The 20,890-nt window shown below is 72.1% G+C and carries 18 protein-coding genes; 10 read left to right on the top strand and 8 right to left on the bottom strand.

Annotated features, from left to right (window positions below; genetic code table 11):
- Positions 1 to 138: 138 nt before the first annotated feature.
- The 3 genes from ACFYVJ_RS23565 to ACFYVJ_RS23555 all read right to left on the bottom strand — a co-directional run bounded on the left by ACFYVJ_RS23565 (position 139) and on the right by ACFYVJ_RS23555 (position 4,018).
- Entirely contained in the window at positions 139 to 1,665 is a 1,527-nt protein-coding gene (locus ACFYVJ_RS23565) for a PQQ-dependent sugar dehydrogenase (RefSeq protein WP_388894678.1), read from the bottom strand.
- A gap of 159 nt (positions 1,666 to 1,824) precedes the next feature.
- Positions 1,825 to 2,820, bottom strand: coding sequence for a hypothetical protein (locus tag ACFYVJ_RS23560; RefSeq protein ID WP_388894675.1), 996 nt, complete (start codon positions 2,818 to 2,820; stop codon positions 1,825 to 1,827).
- A gap of 415 nt (positions 2,821 to 3,235) precedes the next feature.
- On the bottom strand, positions 3,236 to 4,018 hold the full coding sequence (locus tag ACFYVJ_RS23555; RefSeq protein ID WP_388894672.1) for a glutamine amidotransferase: 783 nt from the start codon (positions 4,016 to 4,018) through the stop codon (positions 3,236 to 3,238).
- Positions 4,019 to 4,171: 153 nt separating this feature from the next.
- Here ACFYVJ_RS23555 and ACFYVJ_RS23550 point away from each other — a divergent pair, with 153 nt between their 5' ends.
- Entirely contained in the window at positions 4,172 to 5,368 is a 1,197-nt protein-coding gene (locus ACFYVJ_RS23550; protein ID WP_388894670.1) for an RNA-guided endonuclease InsQ/TnpB family protein, read from the top strand.
- Positions 5,369 to 5,396: 28 nt separating this feature from the next.
- Here ACFYVJ_RS23550 and ACFYVJ_RS23545 read toward each other — a convergent pair whose 3' ends face one another.
- From ACFYVJ_RS23545 to ACFYVJ_RS23525, 5 genes are all read right to left on the bottom strand, one after another.
- Complete coding sequence (locus tag ACFYVJ_RS23545; RefSeq protein WP_388894667.1) at positions 5,397 to 6,230, bottom strand: N-acyl homoserine lactonase family protein; 834 nt, start codon at positions 6,228 to 6,230, stop codon at positions 5,397 to 5,399.
- Between the two features lie 44 nt (positions 6,231 to 6,274).
- Positions 6,275 to 7,390 carry an ABC transporter substrate-binding protein gene (locus ACFYVJ_RS23540; RefSeq protein WP_388894665.1) on the bottom strand — a complete coding sequence of 372 codons (1,116 nt, stop codon included), beginning with the start codon at positions 7,388 to 7,390 and terminating at the stop codon, positions 6,275 to 6,277.
- Between the two features lie 61 nt (positions 7,391 to 7,451).
- A complete protein-coding gene (locus ACFYVJ_RS23535; RefSeq protein ID WP_388894662.1) occupies positions 7,452 to 8,285 on the bottom strand; it encodes an ABC transporter permease in 834 nt (277 codons plus the stop codon).
- Positions 8,272 to 9,042: an ABC transporter ATP-binding protein gene (locus tag ACFYVJ_RS23530; protein WP_388894659.1), complete on the bottom strand. Its 771-nt coding sequence runs from the start codon at positions 9,040 to 9,042 to the stop codon at positions 8,272 to 8,274. Before ACFYVJ_RS23530 ends, ACFYVJ_RS23535 begins: the two co-directional genes overlap by 14 nt.
- A 13-nt stretch (positions 9,043 to 9,055) precedes the next feature.
- Positions 9,056 to 10,108 carry a LacI family DNA-binding transcriptional regulator gene (locus tag ACFYVJ_RS23525; protein WP_388894656.1) on the bottom strand — a complete coding sequence of 351 codons (1,053 nt, stop codon included), beginning with the start codon at positions 10,106 to 10,108 and terminating at the stop codon, positions 9,056 to 9,058.
- A gap of 249 nt (positions 10,109 to 10,357) precedes the next feature.
- On the opposite strand from ACFYVJ_RS23525, the gene ACFYVJ_RS23520 reads away from it, so the two are divergent.
- The 9 genes from ACFYVJ_RS23520 to ACFYVJ_RS23480 all read left to right on the top strand — a co-directional run bounded on the left by ACFYVJ_RS23520 (position 10,358) and on the right by ACFYVJ_RS23480 (position 20,884).
- Positions 10,358 to 10,795: a TIGR02611 family protein gene (locus tag ACFYVJ_RS23520; RefSeq protein WP_388894703.1), complete on the top strand. Its 438-nt coding sequence runs from the start codon at positions 10,358 to 10,360 to the stop codon at positions 10,793 to 10,795.
- Positions 10,796 to 11,614: 819 nt separating this feature from the next.
- Positions 11,615 to 13,006, top strand: coding sequence for an aldehyde dehydrogenase family protein (locus tag ACFYVJ_RS23515; RefSeq protein WP_388894653.1), 1,392 nt, complete (start codon positions 11,615 to 11,617; stop codon positions 13,004 to 13,006).
- A complete protein-coding gene (locus ACFYVJ_RS23510; protein ID WP_388894650.1) occupies positions 13,003 to 14,601 on the top strand; it encodes a sugar ABC transporter ATP-binding protein in 1,599 nt (532 codons plus the stop codon). The genes ACFYVJ_RS23515 and ACFYVJ_RS23510 overlap by 4 nt, the downstream gene beginning before the upstream one ends.
- Positions 14,598 to 15,725 (top strand): ABC transporter permease, encoded by a 1,128-nt coding sequence (locus tag ACFYVJ_RS23505; RefSeq protein ID WP_388894648.1) that lies wholly within the window; start codon positions 14,598 to 14,600, stop codon positions 15,723 to 15,725. Before ACFYVJ_RS23510 ends, ACFYVJ_RS23505 begins: the two co-directional genes overlap by 4 nt.
- On the top strand, positions 15,722 to 16,684 hold the full coding sequence (locus tag ACFYVJ_RS23500; RefSeq protein WP_388894645.1) for a substrate-binding domain-containing protein: 963 nt from the start codon (positions 15,722 to 15,724) through the stop codon (positions 16,682 to 16,684). Before ACFYVJ_RS23505 ends, ACFYVJ_RS23500 begins: the two co-directional genes overlap by 4 nt.
- Entirely contained in the window at positions 16,684 to 18,177 is a 1,494-nt protein-coding gene (locus ACFYVJ_RS23495; protein WP_388894642.1) for a mucin-5B, read from the top strand. The genes ACFYVJ_RS23500 and ACFYVJ_RS23495 overlap by 1 nt, the downstream gene beginning before the upstream one ends.
- A gap of 63 nt (positions 18,178 to 18,240) precedes the next feature.
- On the top strand, positions 18,241 to 19,020 hold the full coding sequence (locus ACFYVJ_RS23490; RefSeq protein WP_388894639.1) for a GntR family transcriptional regulator: 780 nt from the start codon (positions 18,241 to 18,243) through the stop codon (positions 19,018 to 19,020).
- A gap of 215 nt (positions 19,021 to 19,235) precedes the next feature.
- Positions 19,236 to 19,853, top strand: coding sequence for a glucose-6-phosphate isomerase family protein (locus ACFYVJ_RS23485; protein WP_388894636.1), 618 nt, complete (start codon positions 19,236 to 19,238; stop codon positions 19,851 to 19,853).
- Between the two features lie 2 nt (positions 19,854 to 19,855).
- Positions 19,856 to 20,884, top strand: coding sequence for an ABC transporter substrate-binding protein (locus ACFYVJ_RS23480; protein WP_388894632.1), 1,029 nt, complete (start codon positions 19,856 to 19,858; stop codon positions 20,882 to 20,884).
- The last annotated feature ends 6 nt before the right edge of the window (positions 20,885 to 20,890 follow it).

Raw genomic sequence — 20,890 nt, 5'->3', positions numbered from 1 at the left:
GGGGGGGGGGGGGGGGGGGGGGGGGGGGGGGGGGGGGGGGGGGGGGGGGGGGGGTGTGGGGGGGGGGGGGGGGGGGGGGGGGGGGGGGGGGGGGGGGCCCCCCCCGCGCCCGTTGCGTACGGGCCGGCCTTCCTCCGGCTACGGCAGCGCGGGGCCGCGGGTGCCGGTGACCTTCCAGACCTTGCCGTTCGCCTTCGCCAGCAGGTACAGCTCGCCCGCCGAGTCCTGCCCGAAGCGCAGATCGACGCGGCGGTCGCCGGCCAGGTCCTGCGCCGTGACGAGGTTTCCGGTGGCGGCGTCGTAGAGCCGGAGCTGGTGGATCGTCGCCATCTCGGCCGCGCCGCGGTTCATCTCGCCCGTCTTCGTACCGAAGACGCGGCCGTCGACGAGGTCGCCGAAGAGGTACGTGCCGCGCAGCTTGCGCAGGTCGTCACCGCGGTAGACGAAGCCGCCGGAGACGGCCCGGCCGACGTCGGAGGTGCAGTTCCAGTCGGCCGGCGGGTCGTGGTCGTAGGCGGTGACGGGGTAGGTGTAGCCGTACTTGGCGTCGTCGGGCGGCAGCGGCTTGTACGCGTCGCACGGGTCGGCCGGGTTCTTGTCGAAGACGAACGGGCCCTCGCGCTCGCTCCAGCCGAGGTTGTCCCCGGCCCGTACCTCGTAGATGGACTCGATGGCGTGCTCGCCTATGTGCCCGAGGTACAGCCGGTGCTTGCCGCCGCTGTCCCAACTGAAGCGGTGCGGGTCGCGGAAGCCGTACGCGTAGACCTCGCCCAGGGCGCCGGGGCGGTCGGCGAACGGGTTGTCGGCGGGCACGCCGTACTTGCCGTTGGCGCTGTTGCTGCCGCGCGGGTCGATCCGCAGCAGCTTGCCGTGCGGCAGGGCGAGGTTCTGCGGCTCGGTGGTGCGCACGCCGGTGCCGCCGTCGCCCACGGCGAGGTAGAGCTTGCCGTAGTCGGCACCGCCCTTGCGGGCGGTGGGGTTGAAGGCGATCTGCTGGATGCCGTGGATGCGGCCGTTGAACCCGAGGCGCAGCACCTCGCGGCGGGTGCCGGAGAAGGTACCGGCGGCCGGGTCGTCGGCGGTCCACTCGGTGATGATGCCGTGGTAGCCGGTGTTGGGCTGCGGGGTGAGGTCCGGCTTCTTGTCGGTGGTGGAGGCCAGTTCGGTGTGCACGGTGTAGAAGATGCCGTTGCGCGCGAAGTCGGGGTGGAAGGCCGCGTAGCCGAAGCCCTGGCCGAGGCCCTGGCCGGAGAAGAACTGCGGCGCGAAGGTGGCGCCGACGTCGAGGTACGCGCGGGGCTCCGTGCCGTCCTCGACGAGGTACAGCTTGCCGTTGAGGTCGGGCACCGCCTTGCGGCCGGAGCCGTCGGGGAGTTCGGTGAGCGCGTTGATCCGGGCGTGCCGCATCAGCCGGGGGTCGGTCGGCGGGGGAGTGGGCTCCGACTCGGGGAACTGCGCGTACTCCTCGACGACGAGGCCGAGCTTCGCGGGTACGGGCCTGGGGAGCAGGGAGTCGCCGGGCGCGGCGGCGCCCGCGGTCGCGCCCGGCGCGGCGGTCGGCTCGGTGCGGGCCTCGGCGGGGGCGGTGAGGAAGGCGGTCGCGGCCACGGCGGCGGCGAGCGCGGGGGCGAGGAGGCGGGGCGTTCGGCGGCTGGGTTGGGGCATGCCGGGCTCCGTTCTGGAGGTGCGGGTGCTTGTGCGCGGGCGCGTGGTACGGCGGACGGCGTACTCGGGGACGGGGTATTCGGGGACGGCGCACCCGGGGACGGCGCACTCGGGGCCGGAGCGGCCGGGTGGCCGCGCCGGGCGGCGCCGGGCGGCGGCTCAGGGCCGGGGTGCGACCATCAGCCGGTACTGCGCCCGTACCTGACCGTCGGTCAGCTCGCGGTCCAGGAACATCAGGCTGTCCATGCGGCAGTTGCAGGGATTGCCCTCGCGGGTGTTCTGCGGGAAGCTCCCGCCGATCTTGATGCCCGCGGGATCGGTGGGCGAGGCGTGGTGCTCGCCGGGCCCGCCGACCTGCCAGGGGTCGCCGGGGTTGGTGTAGAAGCCGTCGAGTCGCTCGCCGTTGCGGAAGAGCGCCATGGTGCCGTCGGAGTAGTCGAACGTCGCGGCCAGGAAGACCCATTCGTCGGGCGGCAGCAGCCGGCGCCAGTCCTCGGCGGCGGCGAACGTCTGCGAGGCGCCCTCGTCGACCCGGCGGCCCAGCGCCACGAGCCGCATCTCGCCGTCGACCTCGATCAGCTCCAGCAGGGCCCGTACGCCGTGGCCGTCGGAGTTGCCGGCGAGCACACCGGCCAGGCCGACGGCGCCGTAACGGTCGTTCGGGCTGGCGGTGTTGGAGTTGGGGGAGGGGTTGTCGCCGGTCATCTTGAACCAGCCCATGACGGTGGCGGACCGCGCCCCGCTGAACGCGTGCATGCTCGGCACGCCGCCGGGGCGGTAGACGCCGGCCTTCCAGTCGTCGTTCCCGGCGGTGGCGGGGGAGACCTGGGCGGTCTGCAGCGCGGACCCGGCGCCCGGGAAGGCACGGTCGGGCACGCGCATGGCGGCGCCGCCGTTGACGAGTGCGATGTCGGTGCCGGAGCGGCCGCGGTCGCTTTCGCGGGCGGGGTCGCCGGGGACGGGATGGCCGAAGTCGTAGTACGCGACGAGGTCGGGCCCCAGCGCCGGCAACACGACGGGCGCTCCCCGCCTGCCCCCGTCCGCCGCGTCCCCACCCTGCACCGCCTGCACAGGCCCGGCCGCGAGTGCGGTCATGACCAGCGCCGCGGCCGCCGCGACGGCCCGCGCGGCAACGCTCCCGCTGTGCTTGCGCATTGCGTCATCTCCCCTGCCAGAAGAGGATCCCACGATCTCAGTAAGCGCTTGCTAAACGCCTTGCGGACCGTATCCGCGCGACGTGACCGCGTCAACCCTGCGGGCCTCGCGGCGGGGTGGCCCGCAGGGTTGACCGGACGGTGCCCCGCCACTGGGCGTACCCGCTCGGCTGCGGGTCGAGCGGCAGCCGGCGCAGCCGCACCGAGGGCGGCGCCCCGGACGCCGGCGGGGACGACGCGCCATGCGCGGCCCAGCGGCACCTCCGATTACCCGGGCGCGCGCTGCCCGGCCGTACCCCCGATGACGCGGCCGGGCGCCGGCACGCGGCCGGGTGCCGGCCGTCACGCAGCCCGGCCGTCCCGACCCGGCGCGCCGTTCCCGTACCCGGCCGGGCCCACCTGTTCCCCCCGGAGGGCTAACGCGGTGCCGGCTCCGCCGTCTCCCGCACGGCGCTCGCCGTCCAGGTCAGCAGCGCGTCCCACAGTGCGCCGTAGCCGCGCCAGTCCGTGAACGCCGCCGGGGCCCAGTGGGCCGACATGTCGGAGGTGAAGACCGACGTGCGGCCCGCGCCCACCTCGCGTACCGCGATCAGCGGGTCGCCGTCGATCTCCGCGAGCAGCGTCGCCTCGTCCCGCAGCACGGTCTTGTTGTAGCCCAGCAGGTACGGCCACGGCCCCGCCACCTCCGGCAGCGCCGGGTGCGGCTCCTGGCGCGGGGCGGGGATACGGCCGTCCGGGAGTTCGCGGCGGTCGTCGTGGTCGAGTACCCGGACGGGCAGGACGTCGGCGAGCGGGCTGGCGCCGTAGCGCGCCTTGCCGTCGATGCCCGCGAACGACAGGTAGCCGCCGACCATGGCCAGTCCGCCGCCGCCCTCCACGTACGCGCGGAGCATCCCCAGCCGGTCCACGTCCTGGTTGCCGTCGGTGAAGACGGAGCGGGTGAGCTGGAAGGTGTTCACGCCGACGTCGGAGATGACGACGCAGTCGTACGCGCCGAGCCGCGCCGCGTCGGCGGGGAAGTCCCGCTCTATGGTGTGCGCCGGGAGGTGGTCGACCTCCCAGCCGCGCCGCGACAGCGCCGCCGTCAGCGGGCCCGCACCCTCGGCGTACTCCGTGGTCGTGAAGGTGTCGAAGCCCTTCTGGTGAATCATGTGCGTGGTCCACGACTCACCGAGCAGCAGCAGTTTCTTAGCGGTCATCGGGTTACCTCCGTGAATACTCCGTCCTTCAGGGCGGAGGGGAAACGGTCCTGCGGAGCAGGCCAACAGGTCAGTGGCTCGCCGACAGGGCGGATCCCAGCCCCGCGACCGGCAGGATTGATCTTTATCCAGCGATCCCGCTAATTTGTGAGCGTGACCGCGAACCATGTGAAGCGGGCGTTCAAATACCGCTTCTACCCCACCGATGCGCAGGCGGCAGAGCTGTTGCGCACCTTCGGGTGTGTGCAGAAGGTCTACAACATGGCGCTTGCGGCCCGCAGTGCGGCGTGGACGGTCCGTCAGGAGCGGGTGAGCTACAACGCCACATCCGCGATGCTCACGGCGTGGAAGAGGAGCGAGGAACTGGCCTTTCTCAATGAGGTCTCTTCCGTGCCGCTCCAGCAGTGCCTGCGGCATCTTCAGGGTGCGTTCACCAACTTTTTCGCCAGGCGAGCGCGGTACCCGCGCTTCAAGTCCAAGCGCAGGTCCCGTGCATCGGCCGAGTACACCACCTCGGGCTTCCGGTTCCGCGGCGGCGTACTGACCCTTGCCAAGATGACGGAACTGCTGGATATTCGCTGGTCCCGTCCCCTTCCCGAGGACGCGAAGCCATCCACGGCAACTGTCAGCCGAGACGCTGCCGGGCGCTGGTATGTCTCCTTGCTGTGCGACGACCCCACCGTGGTGCCGCTCCCGACAGAGGAGAACGCGGTAGGGATCGATGCCGGGCTCGACCACCTTCTGACCCTTTCCACGGGCGAGAAGATCGCTAACCCGAGGCACGAACGCAAAGACCGTGCCCGCCTGGCGAAGGCCCAGCGCAACCTGGCGAAGAAGGCGAAAGGATCTGCCAACCGCGCCCGGGCCCGACTCGAAGTCGCCAAGGTCTACGTCCGCGTCGCTGACCGCCGGCGCGACGCCCTCCACAAGATCACCACTCGTCTCGTGCGCGAGAACCAAACGCTCGTGATCGAGGACCTGACCGTACGCAGCATGGTCAAAAACCACAGCCTTGCCCGCGCCATCAGCGACGCGGCATGGTCGCAGTTCCGGAGCATGCTGGAATACAAAGCCGCCTGGTACGGTCGCACAGTGATCGTGGTCGACCGATGGTTCCCCTCCTCCAGGCTGTGTTCCGCCTGCGGCACCCTGCAAGACAAGATGCCCCTGCACGTCCGCACCTGGACGTGCGACTGCGGAACGACCCACGATCGGGACGTGAACGCAGCGAAGAACCTTCTGGCGGCCGGACGGGCCGTTACAGCCTGCGGAGCTGGTGTAAGACCTCAACGGAGTTCTCCGGGCGGGCAGTCGGCGATGAAACAGGAAGCCTCACGGCGCGAGCCGTAAGAACCCCCTCCTCTCAGGGAAGGGAACGTCAACGAATGGTTCCTTTCGGGAAGTGCTCCGTGAACTGCCAGTCGTGCTCGGGGACGATGATGTCGGCCTCGCGATGCAGCCGGTCGTATCCACGCATGAGCTGGGCCAGGTCCCAGAAGGACCCCATCGGCCAGTTCAGCTCCAGATTCCGGTAGTTGTACATGACGTCGCTGGTGAGGCAGACGGTGCCGCTCCCGGTCTCGACCATGACCACCATGCAGCCGGGGGTGTGGCCGCCGATCTTCACCAGCCTGATGCCGTCCGCGAGTTCCACGTCGCCGTCGATCACCCGGAGCCGGTCGCGTACGTCGGTGACCTTGTACGAGTACTCCGGGTAATAGAACATGCAGAACTGCGGCGGCGCGATTCCCTGCGGCAGCTCGTCGCGTTGCACGACGAAGGTCGCCCGCGGGAAAAGCTCGTTGTTCCCGATGTGGTCGAAGTGCAGGTGCGTGAGGACCACGACGTCGACGTCCTCGGGCTGGACGCCGTGCCTGGCCAGGCCCGCGACGATGTCCTGCTGCGACCCGCGGCGCTCGGCGACGAAGTCGACGCCGTAGCGCGACTGCATCGCCGCGACCTCGTCGAGGTCGCCGAGGCCGGTGTCGATGAGGATCGTGCGGTCCGCGCCCTCGATGAGCCACACCGGCACCGGCACCATCACGCCCTCGTTGAGGCTGCCGTCCCGGCGCCGGATGTCGTGGCGGTAGCCGTACGGGAGCACGGACTCGCGGTCGAGATCCGGATGCGCGCCGCTGTTCAGCAGGCTCACCGACAGCGAGCTCTCCAGCTCGCCGGTCACGATGTGGTGGATGGTGTGCTTGCCGCTCATGGCGTCCTCCTCGCTCTGCCTGCCGGCCCGTGCGGCCGCCGTGCTCAGTAGCCCTCTTCGTGCTCGCCGTACTTGTCGACGTAGTCCTGCCAGACCTGCCCGCCCGCGAAGTGCTTCTTCGGGTCGACGGGGGAGCCGAGGGCGCCGGTGCGGGTCAGGTAGTCGTTGTCGCCGTCCCAGGTGCGCTCCCAGTAGGCGACGCCGTCCTCGTCCAGGACCCACTTCTTCACCGCGGCCGCGTTCGGCGCGTACAGCTCGATCTTCTGCCAGGCGGCCACGAAGTCCTCGACGCTGGACTGGCTGCCGGTCTCCTTGTTGAGCCGGTCAGTGATCGTTTTTCCGCACGCCTCGGTCTCGGCGTCGCAGTAGCGGAAGATGCGGTGCATGACGTGGGTGAGCTTGAGGATCTTGTCCTCGTGCCCGTCCAGGTACGAGTCGGTGGTGACCCAGCCGTTGATCGGCGGCGGGGCCAGGTCGGGACCGGCCAGCAGCACCGGGGAGCCGTCGGCGACGGCCCGGGCGCGCTGCGGGGCGCCGCCGATGTAGGCGTCGCCCGTACCGGAGAGGAACGCGGCGAGCCCCTGGTCGGGGTCCATGTCGATGACCGTCACGTCGTCGGTCGACATGCCGACCGACTCCAGCGCGTAGTCGAGGGCCTTCCCCATGTCGGTCGCGTTGGTGGTGACGACCGTCTTGCCGCGCAGTTGCTCGATGACCTCGGTACGCGCCTTCTCCTCGTCCGTGCCCTTCTCGACGGCGTCCTCGTACGTCGTGAGGTCGCTGCCGGGACGGGCGACGAGGGCGGAGCCCTCGGTGAACGGGTTGAAGCCGTAGGCGTAGACCATGTCGTCCGTGGCCTCCGCCACCGAGACCAGGCCCGTGGTGTTGTTGATCGCCACGTCCACGGAGCCGGAGGCGACGGACGGCGTCACCGTGTTCCACGCGAGCGTCTTCAGTTCGACGTTCAGGCCCTCCTCTTCGAACCAGCCCTTCTCCTGCCCGATGATCGGCAGCATGGTGTCCTGGAACGGGGAGATGCCCAGCCGCACCGTGTTCGGGTCGCCGCCGCCGGGCTCGGAGCCCGAGCCGCAGGCGGAGAGGGTGAGCAGCAGGGCGGCGGAGACGGCGAGGCCGGCGGTCAGGGGTGAGGACGTGCGCATGTCGTGCTCTCCTCGGGTGGTTCGTGCGCGCGCCCCGGCGGCGGGACGGCGCGGGGAGCGCTCACGGAGCCGACGCGGACCAGCGCGTGGCCCGGTCGCTCAGCAGCTTGATGATCCGGTCGAGCAGGACGGCCTCGATCGCGATGATGATCGTGCCCACCAGCACCGACGGGGTGTTGAGGGTGCGGCTGGCCTGCATGATCAGCCGCCCCAGACCGCTCTGCGCGCCCTGGAACTCCGCGGCCACGACGACCGCGAACGTCAGCGCGCTGCCGATCCGCAGCCCGGAGAGCAGTTCGGGGACGATGGCCCGCAGCACCACGGTGCGGTAGACCTGCCCGGATCCCGCGCCCAGCGACCTGGCGGCCCGGCCGTACAGCGGGTTGACGTTCCCCGCGGCCACGATCGTGTTGACGACCATGACCATGAACGAGGCCAGCGCGCCGAGGAAGATCTTGCCGCTGTCGCCGATGCCGAACCACAGGATGACGAACGGGATCAGCGCCACCGGCGGGATCGGCCGGACGGCCTCGATCACCGGCGTCAGCGCGTAGAACAGCGTGCGGGAACGGGACATGAGCAGCCCCACCGCGACGCCGAGGGCGCTGCCGACGGACCACGAGACCACGACCCGGCCCAGCGTCGCGGTGGCGTCGGACCACAGGGTCTCGCGCAGGTTCGACGCGCTGTCCCACACCTTGTCGGGCGCGGGGAACTTCAGCGGGTCGATGGCGTCGGTGGCGGTGGTGAAGAGCCACCACAGGAACAGCGCCAGCGCGATCACGGCCACGGAAAGGGCCGGTCCCGCCAGCCGCCGCGCGGGGTGCTTCGGCGTACGGGACTGCTGGTCCGGCGCCGCGGGCGGGCGTACGGGAGTCGTCTCAGGCAGCGTCATCGGTCGTCTCCCTCAGCAGATGGGCGATGCGCAGGCGCAGTTGCTGGAACTCGGGCTCGCCGCGGACGTCGAGGTCACGGGGCCGGTCGAAGGGGACCTCGACGATTTCGCGCACCCGCGCCGGGCGCGGCGTCATGACCGCGATCCGGTCGCCGAGGAACAGGGCTTCCTCGATGTCGTGGGTGACGAAGAGGACGGTCTTGGGCGCGGCCTCCCACGTCTTGATCAGGAAGAGCCACATCTCCTCCTTGGTGAACAGGTCGAGCGCGCCGAACGGCTCGTCGAGCAGCAGCACCTCGGGCTCGTTGACGTAGGCGCGGGCCAGGTCGACGCGCTTGCGCATGCCGCCGGACAGCTCCTTGGGGTAGGCGTCGGCGAAGTCGCTCAGCCCGACCTGGGCCAGGAAGTGGTCCACGGCCGGCGCCCACTCCGAGCGCGGCACGCCGCGCATGCGCGGGCCGTACGAGACGTTGTCCCGCACGGTCAGCCAGGGGAAGACCGCGTCCGCCTGGAAGACGACCGCGCGGTCCGCCGACGGGCCCTCGACCCGGCGGCCGCCGACCTCGACGCTGCCCTCCGTGGGCTGCTCGAAGCCGGCGATGAGGTTCATCAGCGTGGTCTTGCCGCAGCCGCTCGGGCCGACGAGGCAGACGATCTCCCCGGATGCCACGCTGAGTTCCGTCCGCGAGAGCGCGAGCGTCTCCCGCCGGCGGCTGACGAACAGCTTCGATGCCTGTGCTACATGGATGCCGGACACGTCCTCACGCTCCTCACTCTCCGGTACGGCCTGGTGCTCTCCTTCTGGCTGCCGGGCGGCGGGCCGCCGCCGGCGCGGTGGAGTGGCGTTCCCTTAAGGTCACGGGCAGCACGGTGTGCTCGGGCCCGCTCCCGGGGTCGGCGATGATGCGGTACAGCTCCTCGGCGGCGGTCCGGCCGAGGACGGCCGCGTCCTGCCGCACGGTGGTGAGCGCGGGCTCGATCAGGTGGGCCGCCAGCACGTCGTCGAAGCCGACGACGGAGACGTCCGCCGGGACGGCGAGCCCCAGGTCGCGCAGGGCGGCGACGGCGCCGAGGGCCATCATGTCGTTGACGGCGAAGACGCAGGTGAAGCCGCGGTCGAGGAAGAGGGGGGCGGCTTCGCGTACGGCCGCGTAGCCGCCGTCGTAGGTGAACCCACCGGGGCGCACCTCGCAACTGCCGCCCGTCTCCTGCCAGAGGTCACGGAAACCTTCGACGCGACGAAGGCTCGACATGAGCTGGGACGAGGCGGACAGCACGAGGGCGTCCCGGTGGTCCAGGGCCGCCAGATGCCGGGCGGCGAGGCGTCCGCCCTCCGCGTTGTCCGAGACGACGCTGGTGGCGCCGATTCCCGGCACCTCCTCGTCGACCAGCACGAAGGGGATCCCCGCCAGCATCTCGGCGGTGTCGGGGGCGGGCGAGGGCGCACCGGCGGCGTAGACGACGCCGTCGACGGCCCGCGACCGGATCATGTTGAGGTGGAAGCGCTCGCGTTCGACCTCGAAGGCGGTGTTGCCGAAGACGACGTTGTAGCCCTGATCCAGGGAGACGTCCTCGACGCCCTTGGCGAGGTCGGCGAAGAAGGTGTTGCTGATGTCCGGCACGATGAGGCCGACGATCTGGGAGGCGCCGCTCTTGAGCGTCTGGGCCGCGCGCCGCGGCACGTAGCCGAGCTCTGCCATCGCCTCCTGCACGCGCTTGAGCACGCTGGAGCTGACGGGCCGCTTGCCGGACAGGGCGTGCGAGACGGTCGTCCTGCTGACGCCCGCACGGGCGGCGACATCCGCTATGACCGGTCGTGCCATCCCGTTTCTCCTCACGCAAATCGGTTTGCCAAACCGTTTTGTCCAACTTAAATCGCGGGTCGCCGCGAGTCAACCCCCTCGGCGGAGAGCGCGGCGCACGCGGGGGTGCGGGGCCGGCCTGGCCGTGGCCGTACACCCTGGGGAGGAGAAGGGCCCCGTACGACGGTCCATCGGGTGGACGGCCGGGGGTGCCGCACGCCGTAACGTGTGTCCATGGATGTCGAGCGTGACGATCAGGGGGAGAAGAGGATGGACAAGGCCGGCACCGACGCTCCGGTGGCGAAGCTGGACGAGCCCGAGAAGCCGGACACCCCGGAGCACCGGACGTGGGGGTCCAAGGCGCCGCGCTTCATCCAGCGCTCACGTGCGCTGCACCTGAGCTGGCAGGTCGGGGTCTTCATAGTGGGCCTGGCGATCGTCATCGGCGGGATCATCCTGCTGCCGCTGCCGGGCCCCGGCTGGCTGGTGATCTTCGCGGGCATGGCGGTGTGGGCGACGGAGTTCGTGTGGGCGCAGATAGTCCTGCACTGGACGAAGCGGAAGGTCACGGAGGCGGCGCAGCGCGCGCTGGACCCGAAGGTCCGCCGGCGCAACGCGATCCTGACGGCGATCGGCCTGGTGATCTGCGGCGTACTGCTCGGTATCTACCTGTACGAGTTCGGCTTCGAGATGCCCTGGAAGGTCTGACGCCACGCGTCACCCCGGCCCCGGCAGCAGCCGCGACGCCGCACGTCGGGGCCGGGTTCTACGGGCGGTGCCCCGGCGCCGCGGGCTCGTGACCGCGGAGACCGGGCGGCCCCCGGTCAGCCACGGCCCGCGCCACGTGCCCAGCCCTTGATCGACGGGGGAGCCCCCACGAGGACCACAGGTCGGCTTTCGCCGCGGGAGCCCGGGGCGCAGGAGCAGGGCGGACACGAGGTGGCCCCGGTCGCGCCGGGAGTACGCCGCCGGCGGCCTCCCGGCGGGGAGCGTGCAAGGCGCGCGGACCGGACCGGGGCCGACAGCACGCGGAACGCGACGGGCGGTGCATGACAGGGGGCACGCGGTCACGCGGCGAACGCTCACGGTGCGACCGCCCGCCCGCCGGCCGGGGGCGGGACGCGGAGGGCGCGGGCGCGGAAGCGGGCCGAGCACGACGGGCCCCGGCGAGAACGCACCCACACAACGGCCGTCCGCCGGGACCAGGGACCACGGCCCCGCAGGGTGCCGGAGCTCGCCTGCGCGCCCCGCCTCCGGCGCCCCCTGCCCCGGGCCGGAGGCCACCCCCAGAGGGCTTCCCTCTGCGGCCGCGTGGGCGCCCCCCAATCACGGCCCCGTCGCGTTCCGCCCGTTCCCCCGCCCCGGCGCCCCCCCCGCGGGCCCGGCCGGAGGCCGCCCGTGGGTGCGCTCCCACCTGGGGAAATACATGGGATGTTAATTAGTGAGGTGGATTGACAAATTGACAGGCCGTTGTGAGCATCGGCGCCGTTCGGAATCTCGAACGCCGCCGCCCCACGGAGAGCCGAGATGCCCACCTGTCACGTCCGCAACCCAGGAACCGGCGAGCACCTGGGCGACGTACCGCAGTTCACTCCCGAAGACATCGACCGCGTCACCGAGTCGGCCCTGCGCGGGCAGCGCGCCATGGCCGCGATGCCCGCGCATCAGCGCGCCACCCGCCTGACCCGGGTCGCCGCCCTGCTCGACGCGCACAGCCCCGAACTCGCCGCGCTGCTCGCCGCCGAGAACGGCAAGCCCCTCGCCCAGACATCCGACGAACTCGCCGCCGCCGCCCGAATCTTCCGCGGCTTCGCCGGGGAGGCCACCCGGCTCTTCGGGCGGCAGATTCCCCTCGACGCCGTACCGGGCCTCGAGCGGCACCTCGCCGTGACGCTCACCGAGCCGCTCGGCCCGGTCGCCGCGCTCGTGCCGTTCAACTACCCCGTCGAGCTGTACGCCCACAAGGCCGCCGCCGCGCTCGCCGCCGGCAACGCCGTCGTCGTCCAGGCGCCGCTGCGCTGCCCGCTGACCGTGCTGCGCGTCGCCGAACTCGTCGCCGCGGCCGGCTTCCCGCCCGAGGCGCACCAGGTGTTCACCGGCGGCCCCGACGTCTCCCGCAGGCTCGCCGACGACCCGGCCGTCGCCGCCGTCAGCCTCACCGGCAGCACCGCGGCAGGACGCGAGATCGCCCGCCGCGCGGCGGCGACGCTGAAGAAGACCCACCTCGAACTCGGCGGCAACGACGCGCTCATCGTCTGCGACGACGCCGACGTCGACGCCGCGGCCGAGGCCGTCGTGCTCGGCCGGCTCGCCCGCGGCAACGGCCAGATCTGCTGCGCCGTCAAGCGCGTCTACGTCCAGGACGCCGTGCACGACGAGTTCGTGGACGCCCTGCTGGCCCGCACCATCCGCCTCACCGTCGGCGACCAGTTGGCGCCCGGCACCGACGTCGGCCCGCTCATCAGCGAGGAGGCCGCCGAGCGGGTCGAGACCGCGGTGGCCGCGCTGATCCGGGACGGCGCGCGGCGCGCGGCCGGCGGGTGGCGCAGCAAGGCGTTCTACGAACCGGCGGTGCTGGTCGACGTCCCCGACGGCAGTCCGGCGCTGGCCGAGGAGATCTTCGGCCCGGTCGCTCCCGTCGCCCGCTTCACCGACCCGATGGACGCGGTCCGGATGGCCAACGACTCCCCGTACGGGCTCCAGGCCGCCGTGCACACCCGCGACCTCCAGCGCGCGTTCTCCATGGCTCACCGGCTGCGCGTCGGCGGCGTCGTGATCAACGGCTCCACCGCCCTGCGCGCCGAGAACCTGCCCTTCGGCGGGCCCGGGGACACCGGCGGCAGCAGCGAGGGACTGCACGACACGGCACGGGAGTTCACCCGGCAGAAGACCGTCATCGTGCAGGAGGCGCTCGCGTGAGCGCCGCCGGGGAGCGCGCGCCCGGGGAGGGCCGGGCGCGGCCCGAGGTGCTGCGGATGCGCGACGTGCACAAGTCGTACGGCCGCACGGAAGTGCTCCACGGCGTCGACCTCGTCGGGCACGCCGGTGAAGTCCTCGCCCTCGTCGGCGCCAACGGGGCCGGGAAGTCGACGCTCATCAAGGTGCTCGCCGGCGCCGAGCCGATGAGCGCGGGCGACCTGCACGTGGGCGGCGAGCGCGTCGCGTTCGGCTCGCCGCACGCGGCGCAGGCGCACGGCATCCGCACCGTGCACCAGGAACTGACCCTGGTCCCCGAGCTGTCGGTGACCGAGAACCTGCTGCTGGGCCACCTGCCCCGGCGGCTCGGCGGGCTCGTCGACTGGCGCGCCGCGCACGCCCGCGCCGCCGAACTCCTCGCGGGCATCGGCTTCGCCGCCGTCGACCCGCGCGCGAAGGCGGGCCGGCTGAGCGTCGCCCGCCGGCAGATGGTGGAGATCGCCAAGGCACTCGCCTCGGGCCGGCCCCGGGTCCTGATCCTGGACGAGCCCTCCGCCGTGCTCGCGGGCACCGACCTCCAGGCGCTCTTCGCCCTCGTCCGGCGGCTGCGCGAGGAAGGGGTGCTGATCGTCTACGTGTCCCACCGGCTCGCCGAGATCGGGGAGCTGGCCGACTCGATCGCGGTGCTCAAGGACGGCCGGGTAGTGGCCCGTACGGTACCGGCGGACACCGACGAGGACCGGCTGATCCGGCTCATGGCCGGCCGCAGCACCGGGCAGTTGTACCCGGCGAAGCGCACCGGGCGGGGCCCCGCGCTGCTGGAGGTCGAGGGCCTGAGCCGGCCGGGGGAGTTCCACGACGTGTCGTTCCGGCTGCACGCCGGGCGGATCACCGGGCTCTTCGGGCTCGTCGGCGCGGGCCGCAGCGAGCTGGTGCGGTGCGTGTTCGGCGCCGAGCCTCCGGCGGCGGGTTCCGTGCGGGCGCCGGCCGTACGGCACGCGAAAGAGGACGTTCCCGGCACGGGCGGGACCGCGTCGCCGCCCGTGCCGGGAACGCGGTTCGCCGGGCCGCGCGCGGCGATCGACGCCGGGCTCGCCCTCGTCACCGAGGACCGCCAGCGCACCGGACTGGTGCCCGGGCTGAGCGCCGCCGAGAACATCGGCCTGACCACGCTGCACACCGCCACCCGCGGCCCGCTGCTCGACGGGCCGCGCCGCCGCCGGGAGGCCGCCGACATGGTCCGCCGCCTCGACATCCGCCCCGCCGACTGCGCCGCGTTGCCCGTGTGGACGCTCAGCGGCGGCAACCAGCAGAAGGCGGTGCTCGCCAAGTGGCTGCTGACCAGGCCGCGGGTGCTGCTGCTCGACGAACCGACCAGGGGAGTGGACGTGGCCACGCGCGCGGAGATCTACCGGACGCTCGACGAGCTGGCCCGCGGCGGCATGGCCGTGCTGCTGGTCTCCTCGGACCTCACGGAGGTGATCGGGGCGAGCGACCACGTGCTGGTGATGCACGAGGGCCGGATCGTCGCCGACGTCCCGGCGGAGGGCGCCACCGAGGACGGCGTCCTCGCGTACGCGATCGGGCGTGCCGCGTGAACGGGCGCCCCGCGGCGGCGGACACCGCGGAGTCCGGGCGGAGCGCACAGACCGGGCGCACCGCCGGGGACCCGGAGGACGCCGAGCCCACCGGCAAGGATCCGGCGGACCGGGCCCCGGCCCCGCTCCTCTCCCGTCTGCGGCTGCCCCGGCTGGTGGTACGCGGCCGGGACGTCACCGCCGAGGCCGGGATGCTCCTGCTGCTGGCGGCGTTCGTCGCCGTCGCCGGTTCCACGACCGACGCGTTCCTCACCGACACCAACCTCACCAACCTGATGAAGCAGATGGTGACCACCGGCCTGCTGGCCTACGGCATGCTCGTGGTCATCGTCACCGGCGGCATCGACCTGTCCGTCGGCTCGGTCGTCGCGCTGACCGGCATCATGGCCGCCGGGCTCGCCGCCGACATGCCCGTCCCCCTCGCGCTGCTCGCCGGGGCCGCCGTCGGCATCGGCTGCGGGGCGGTCAACGGCACCCTCGTGGCCCGGTTCGCGATCGCCCCCTTCGTGGTGACGCTCGCGGCCCTGACCACGGTGCGCGGGCTGGCGTTCGTCTACTCCGAGACACCCGTCGCGCCCACCAAGGAGAGCTTCTTCGAGCTGGGTTCCGCGACCGCAGGACCGTTCCCCGTCGCCACGCTGATCATGCTCGGCGTCTTCCTCCTCGGCGGGATCTTCCTCACCCGCACCCCGCCCGGCCGGGCGCTCGTCGCCATCGGCGGCAACGCCGAGGCGGTACGGCTCGCCGGGATCGGGGTGCGCAGGCACCTGGTGCTCGCGTACACGATCAGCGGCGCCTGCGCCGGGCTCGCCGGGGTCATCCTGGCCAGCCGGGTGGGCATCGCGCAGCCCAGCGTGGGCACGGCGTTCGAGCTGGACGCCATCGCCGCCTGCGTGATCGGCGGCGCCAGCCTGGCCGGCGGCAAGGGCTCCGTCCGCGCGACCTTCGCGGGCGTGCTGCTGCTGGCCCTCATCAACAACCTGCTGAACCTCTACGACGTGCAGAGCTTCTGGCAGCAGGTCCTCAAGGGCCTGATCATCGTGGCCGTCATCCTCGTGCAGCGCGCCGGCCGGCTGCGCGGCGGGAGCGGGGGCACCGACCGAACGAAGGCGAGAATGACATGATCTCCACCCGTACGGCCGCGGCCCTCGCCGCCGGCCTCCTCACCGCCACGGCGCTGGCCGGCTGCTCCTCCGACGACTCCGGCGGGGACGGCTCGTACACCGTGGGCGTCGCCAACTTCACCCTCAGCGGCCCCTACTTCAACGGCATGGACAAGGCGATCGAGGCGCAGGCGAAGAAGAAGGGCGTCGAGGTCCGCTCCACCGACGCCGGCGGCGACGCCGCCAAGCTCGCCGCCAACGTCGACGACCTGCTCGCCAAGGGCGTGGACGCGGTGATCGTCTCCGGCGGCCCGCTGGAGTCGGCGCCCGCGGTGCTGAACGCCATCAAGGCCGCGGGCAAGCCGGCCGTGCTGGTCGACCGGAAGTTCCAGACCGGCGACTACACGAGCTGGATCGGCCCGGACAACGAGGCCATCGGCAAGCAGAACGGCGACTTCCTGCTGGAGCGGCTGCCCGACGGCGGCAAGGTCGCGATCATCAAGGGCGGCCCCGCGGACAACAGCATCGGCCTGGCCCGTACCGACGGGGTGAAGCAGGCACTCGACGGCGCACCCGGCATCGAGCTGGTCGAGGCGCCGGACTACGGCGACTGGACCACCGACGGCGGGCTGGAGGTCATGGAGGGCCTGCTCGCCGCGCACTCCGGCATCGACGCGGTGTTCTGCGAGAACGACGCGATGTGCCTGGGCGCGCAGCGCGCCGTCGCCGACGCCGGGCGCGAGAAGGACATCGTGCTGGCCGGCGTGGACGGCCAGACCGAGGCCGTGAAGGCGATCCTCGACGGCACCAACTACCTGGTCACCGGGCTCAACGACGCGGACGAGATCGGCAGCCTCGGCCTCGACCGCACCCTGGCCGTCCTCGACGGCGAGGAGACAGAGAAGGACACCGTCGTGCCTTCGCCGATGGTGACCGAGGACAACGCGAAGAAGTACTACGACCCCGACGGGAACTTCTGATGACGTCTACGTCCCCACCCCCCGCACGCTCCCGCGGCCTCGCCGTCCGCTCCCGCCGCGCGGGCCTCGCGCTCGCCGCCGGCGCCCTGGCGCTCACCCCCGCACTCCAGGGCGGCACGGCGACGGCCTCGGCCGCGTCGGAGGGTGCCGCCACCGCCGGCTCCGCGGTGGAGTGGCAACTGCTGCACGAGGAGGACTTCGCCGACCCGCTGGACCCCGGCGGCGCGTCCTGGACCCGCGAGACCTACGACGAGCCGTTCGACACGATCATGGACGACGACGGCCAGTGGTACCGCAACGACTACGGCCCCGCGTGGGAGGAGGCGATGGGCTCCTTCGACACGTACCGCAAGGAGTTCGCGGTCGGCGACGGCGGCTGGCTGACGGCCTCGCTCTCGGCCCGCGACTGGAACAAGGACGGCGAGATCGAGCAGCCGCCGTCGATCACCAACGGCACCGCGGGCGGCGAGCCCGTCGCCCGGCTCGACGTCCCGGACCACACCGGCGGCGCCATCCTGCGGCCGACCGAGCAGTTGCCGGACGAGTACCGCATCGAGTACAGGCTCAAGACGCTGGACTTCGGCGGCAAGCGCAACGGCTCCATCGAGTACGACGGCCGGATCAACGGCTACGACGCCGACGGCTGCAAGACGCAGCACCCCTGGGGCGAGGGCTCGAACAGCCCCGGCTGGGAGGGCGACGCCTCGGCGCCGTACTGCGAGTGGCAGGACGTCCGCGAGGGCCCGTACGGCTACAACGGCTTCCACTACATGTCGATCGTCGACTTCGCCGACCCCGCGCCCCGCAACAACCACTTCTGGCACTACCGCCGCAAGGTCCTCATGGACTCCTTCGCCCAGCACCCCGACCGCGTCGGCGGCGGCACCGGCGGGCGTATCTGCGACGCCTCGACCGGCCGGTACTACGACTACAAGGACAGCAGCTTCAACACCGTCAACATGTGGATCAGCGGGATGCCCAACTGGACGCCGGGACAGGGCGGGCTCGCCGGGAACTCGCAGTGGTTCATGTCGAGCTGCTCCGGCGGCGTCGCCGAGCAGCAGCTCTCCTCCGCGGGCGAGCTGCAGCCGGAGCTGATGCCGAACGAGGACTACACGTTCGCCATCGAGCGCGACGCCACCGGCTACACCCTGGAGGCCAGCGGCAACTTCGCCCGCTCCGGCGAGCAGACGCTCCGCTTCCACCGGCCCTTCGTCGTGAACAACGCGCCGATCTGGCACTACAACACCAAGCCGGAGGAGTACGACGGCCGGTTCGACGGCGACCTGGTGCAGAACGACAAGAACGGCAGCACCACCTGGCCGGACCAGTGGCCGCAGGGCTCCGCCTACCCCGACTCGTTCGTGATCGGCGACCTCTACACCAACGTCTACGAGGGCAGCGCCAGCCTGACCGACCTGAAGATGTTCGTGCCGCAGGACGAGGACCAGGACGAGGACCAGGACGAGGACCAGGACGAGGACCAGGGCTGAGGAAGGCCCAGCCGGGGACGGCGGCGGGCGGTCGTGCCGAAAGGGTTGTTATCCTCTCATGACATGCAGTCAAGTATCGATCGTTCGTCGCTGCTCCCCTTCTACCACCAGCTCAAGCAGATCCTCCTGGGCGAGATGGAGGGCCGCGAGCTGAAGCCCGGCGACCGGCTGCCGGGGGACCACGAGCTGTGCGAACGCTACGGGGTCTCCCGGACGGTCGTCCGCCAGGCCCTCGCGGAGCTGGAGTCCGAAGGGGTCATCGAGCGGATCAAGGGCCGCGGCACCTTCGTCGCCCACCCCAAGACCCCCGAGGGCCTGGTCCAGTCCCTCACCGGGCTGTACGAGGACGTCGCCGCCCGCGGCGGCCACCTGCGCAGCCAGGTCCGCCGGCTCGAAGTGGTCCCGGCGGACGCGCAGGTCGCGGGGGCCCTGGAGGTGCCGCCCGGGCATCCGGTGATCGTCATCGAGCGGCTGCGGTTCGTCGAGGAGGAGCCGTGGGTGCTCACGGTCACCCACGTCCCGCAGGAGGTCGCCCCGGGGCTGGTCGACGAGGACCTGACCCAGGAGTCGCTGTACGCGCTGCTGGAGGGCCGGTACGGGGTGCGCCTCGTGCAGGGCAGGCGCTCGGTGGAGGCGGCGGTGGCCTCCGCGGAACTGGCCCGCAGCCTCGGCGTCAACCGGGGCGCCCCGGTGCTCGTGCTGCGCAGCGTCAGCGTCGGCGAGCAGGGCCGCCCGGTGGAGAGCTTCGTCGCCTTCCACCGCGGCGACCGCAGCCGCTTCGAGGTGGAGCTGTCCCGGCAGCAGGGCGCCCCGCCCCGCCCCCTGATGATCGTCACCGACTGACGCCCCCGGGCCGTACGCGTCCCGTACGCGCCGGACCCGACCCGACCCTCGCGGCCGGTCCGCTCACCCGAGCGGGCCGGCCGCGACGCGTGCGCGGAGGGGTGCGGAGCGCCGCTGCGGGGACCCTTGACATCCTGACCGTACAGGATGTCAAATGACCAGGTCGTCACGCTGACGCCCTCCGGAAACACCCCGCACGACCCCAGGAGGCCACGGTGCCGTCATACGCATCGCCCCCCATCGAGCCGAGTCTCATCACCTTCGATCCGCGGGCCGGCGGTATGAGCCCGTCGGGCCCGGTGCTCACCCGGCGCATGTCCGATCTCGACGGCCTCTTCGCCGACGGCGACGCCTGGCGCGCCGCGGTACGGGACGGCGGTGACCCCGTCGTGTACGACGTCGCCTCCTCGTCCGTGCCGGAGGCGGAGGGAGAGCTGCCGCAGTCGATCACCACGATCCGGCCGGGCACGGTCGGTGGCGAGTTCCACATGACCAAGGGGCACCAGCACCCCAACCCGCAGGGCGAGATCTACCTCGGCCTCGCCGGCACCGGCGGGCTGCTGCTCTTCGACGGCGACCGGCCGCGGTGGATCGACATGTACCCCGGCGCCATCGGCTACATCCCGCCGGGCTGGGCCCACCGCAGCGTCAACACCGGCGACGAGCCGTACCGCTTCCTGGCCGTCTACCCCGGCAACGCCGGGCACGACTACGGCTGGGTCCTCGACCACGGCATGGGCTACCGCGTCCGGCGCGCCCCGGACGGCGCCCCGCCGCTGCTGGTCCCCTTCACCGCTTCGTCCCCCAGCACGTCCCCTAGCAACCAGGAGTAGCCATGGCGCGCATCCGTTTCGTCTCCTCGGGGGTGGCCGCCGCGCTGGCCGTCGTCTTCGCGGCCGGCGGCGTCGCCGCAGGGAAGGCGGCGTTCGACGACTCCGGCTCCTCGTCGGGCGGCGGCGCCGCGGTCGGCGGCACCAAGGTCGACGTCATCACCAAGGCCACCGACTCCGACTTCTGGCAGTCGATGCTCGCCGGCTCCAAGCAGGCGGGCGACGACTTCGGCATCGACCTCGGGCTCTTCGGCCCCACCTCGGAGACCGACATCGAGGAGCAGGTCAGCCTGGTGGAGAACTCCATCTCCCGGGGCGCCGACGCCATCGTGCTGGCCTCCAACTCCTCCACCGCGCTCAACGGCGCGGTGGACCGGGCCCGCGACGCCGGCATCAAGGTGATCACCGTCGACAACGCGATCACCACCGAGGCCGAGGGCTTCATCGGCACCGACAACGTCAAGGCGGGCGAGCAGGCCGGCGTGCGCATGTGCGAACTGCTCACCGACAAGGGGCAGAAGGACGGCAAGATCCTGCACGAGAGCTCGACCTCGGGGCAGCAGGTGCTGGTCGACCGGTTCAACGGCTTCAAGAGCGGTCTGGCCGCCAAGTGCCCCGACGCCGAGATCATCCAGACCTCCGTCAATGACAACGACCTCAACAAGGCCGTCTCCCAGGTCAACGACGCCCTCACCGCGACGCCCGACCTGGCCGGGGTCTTCGCCGACAACAACACCTCCGGTACCGGCGCCGCCAAGGCCGTGGCCGAGCGCAACGCCAGCGACCGCGTCGCCGTCGTCGCCTTCGACTCCGACCCCGCGGAGATCGCGGGCGTACGCGACGGGTCCATCGACGCGATCATCGTCCAGAACCCGTTCTTCTTCGGCTACCAGGGCGTCGTCGAGGCCGCGATGGCCGCGGGCGACAGCACCCCGCCGGTCCGGCTCGACCCGGGCGCCGTCGTCATCGACAAGTCGACCGTGGACGAGGCCCAGTACGAGCAGTTGCTCAACCCGCCCAAGACCAAGGGCTGAGGGCCG

Source organism: Streptomyces sp. NPDC004134, assembly GCF_042874195.1.
GTDB lineage: Bacteria > Actinomycetota > Actinomycetes > Streptomycetales > Streptomycetaceae > Streptomyces.
Note: the sequence above shows the minus strand (reverse complement) of the source record. Positions and strands in the feature narration are given on the sequence as shown.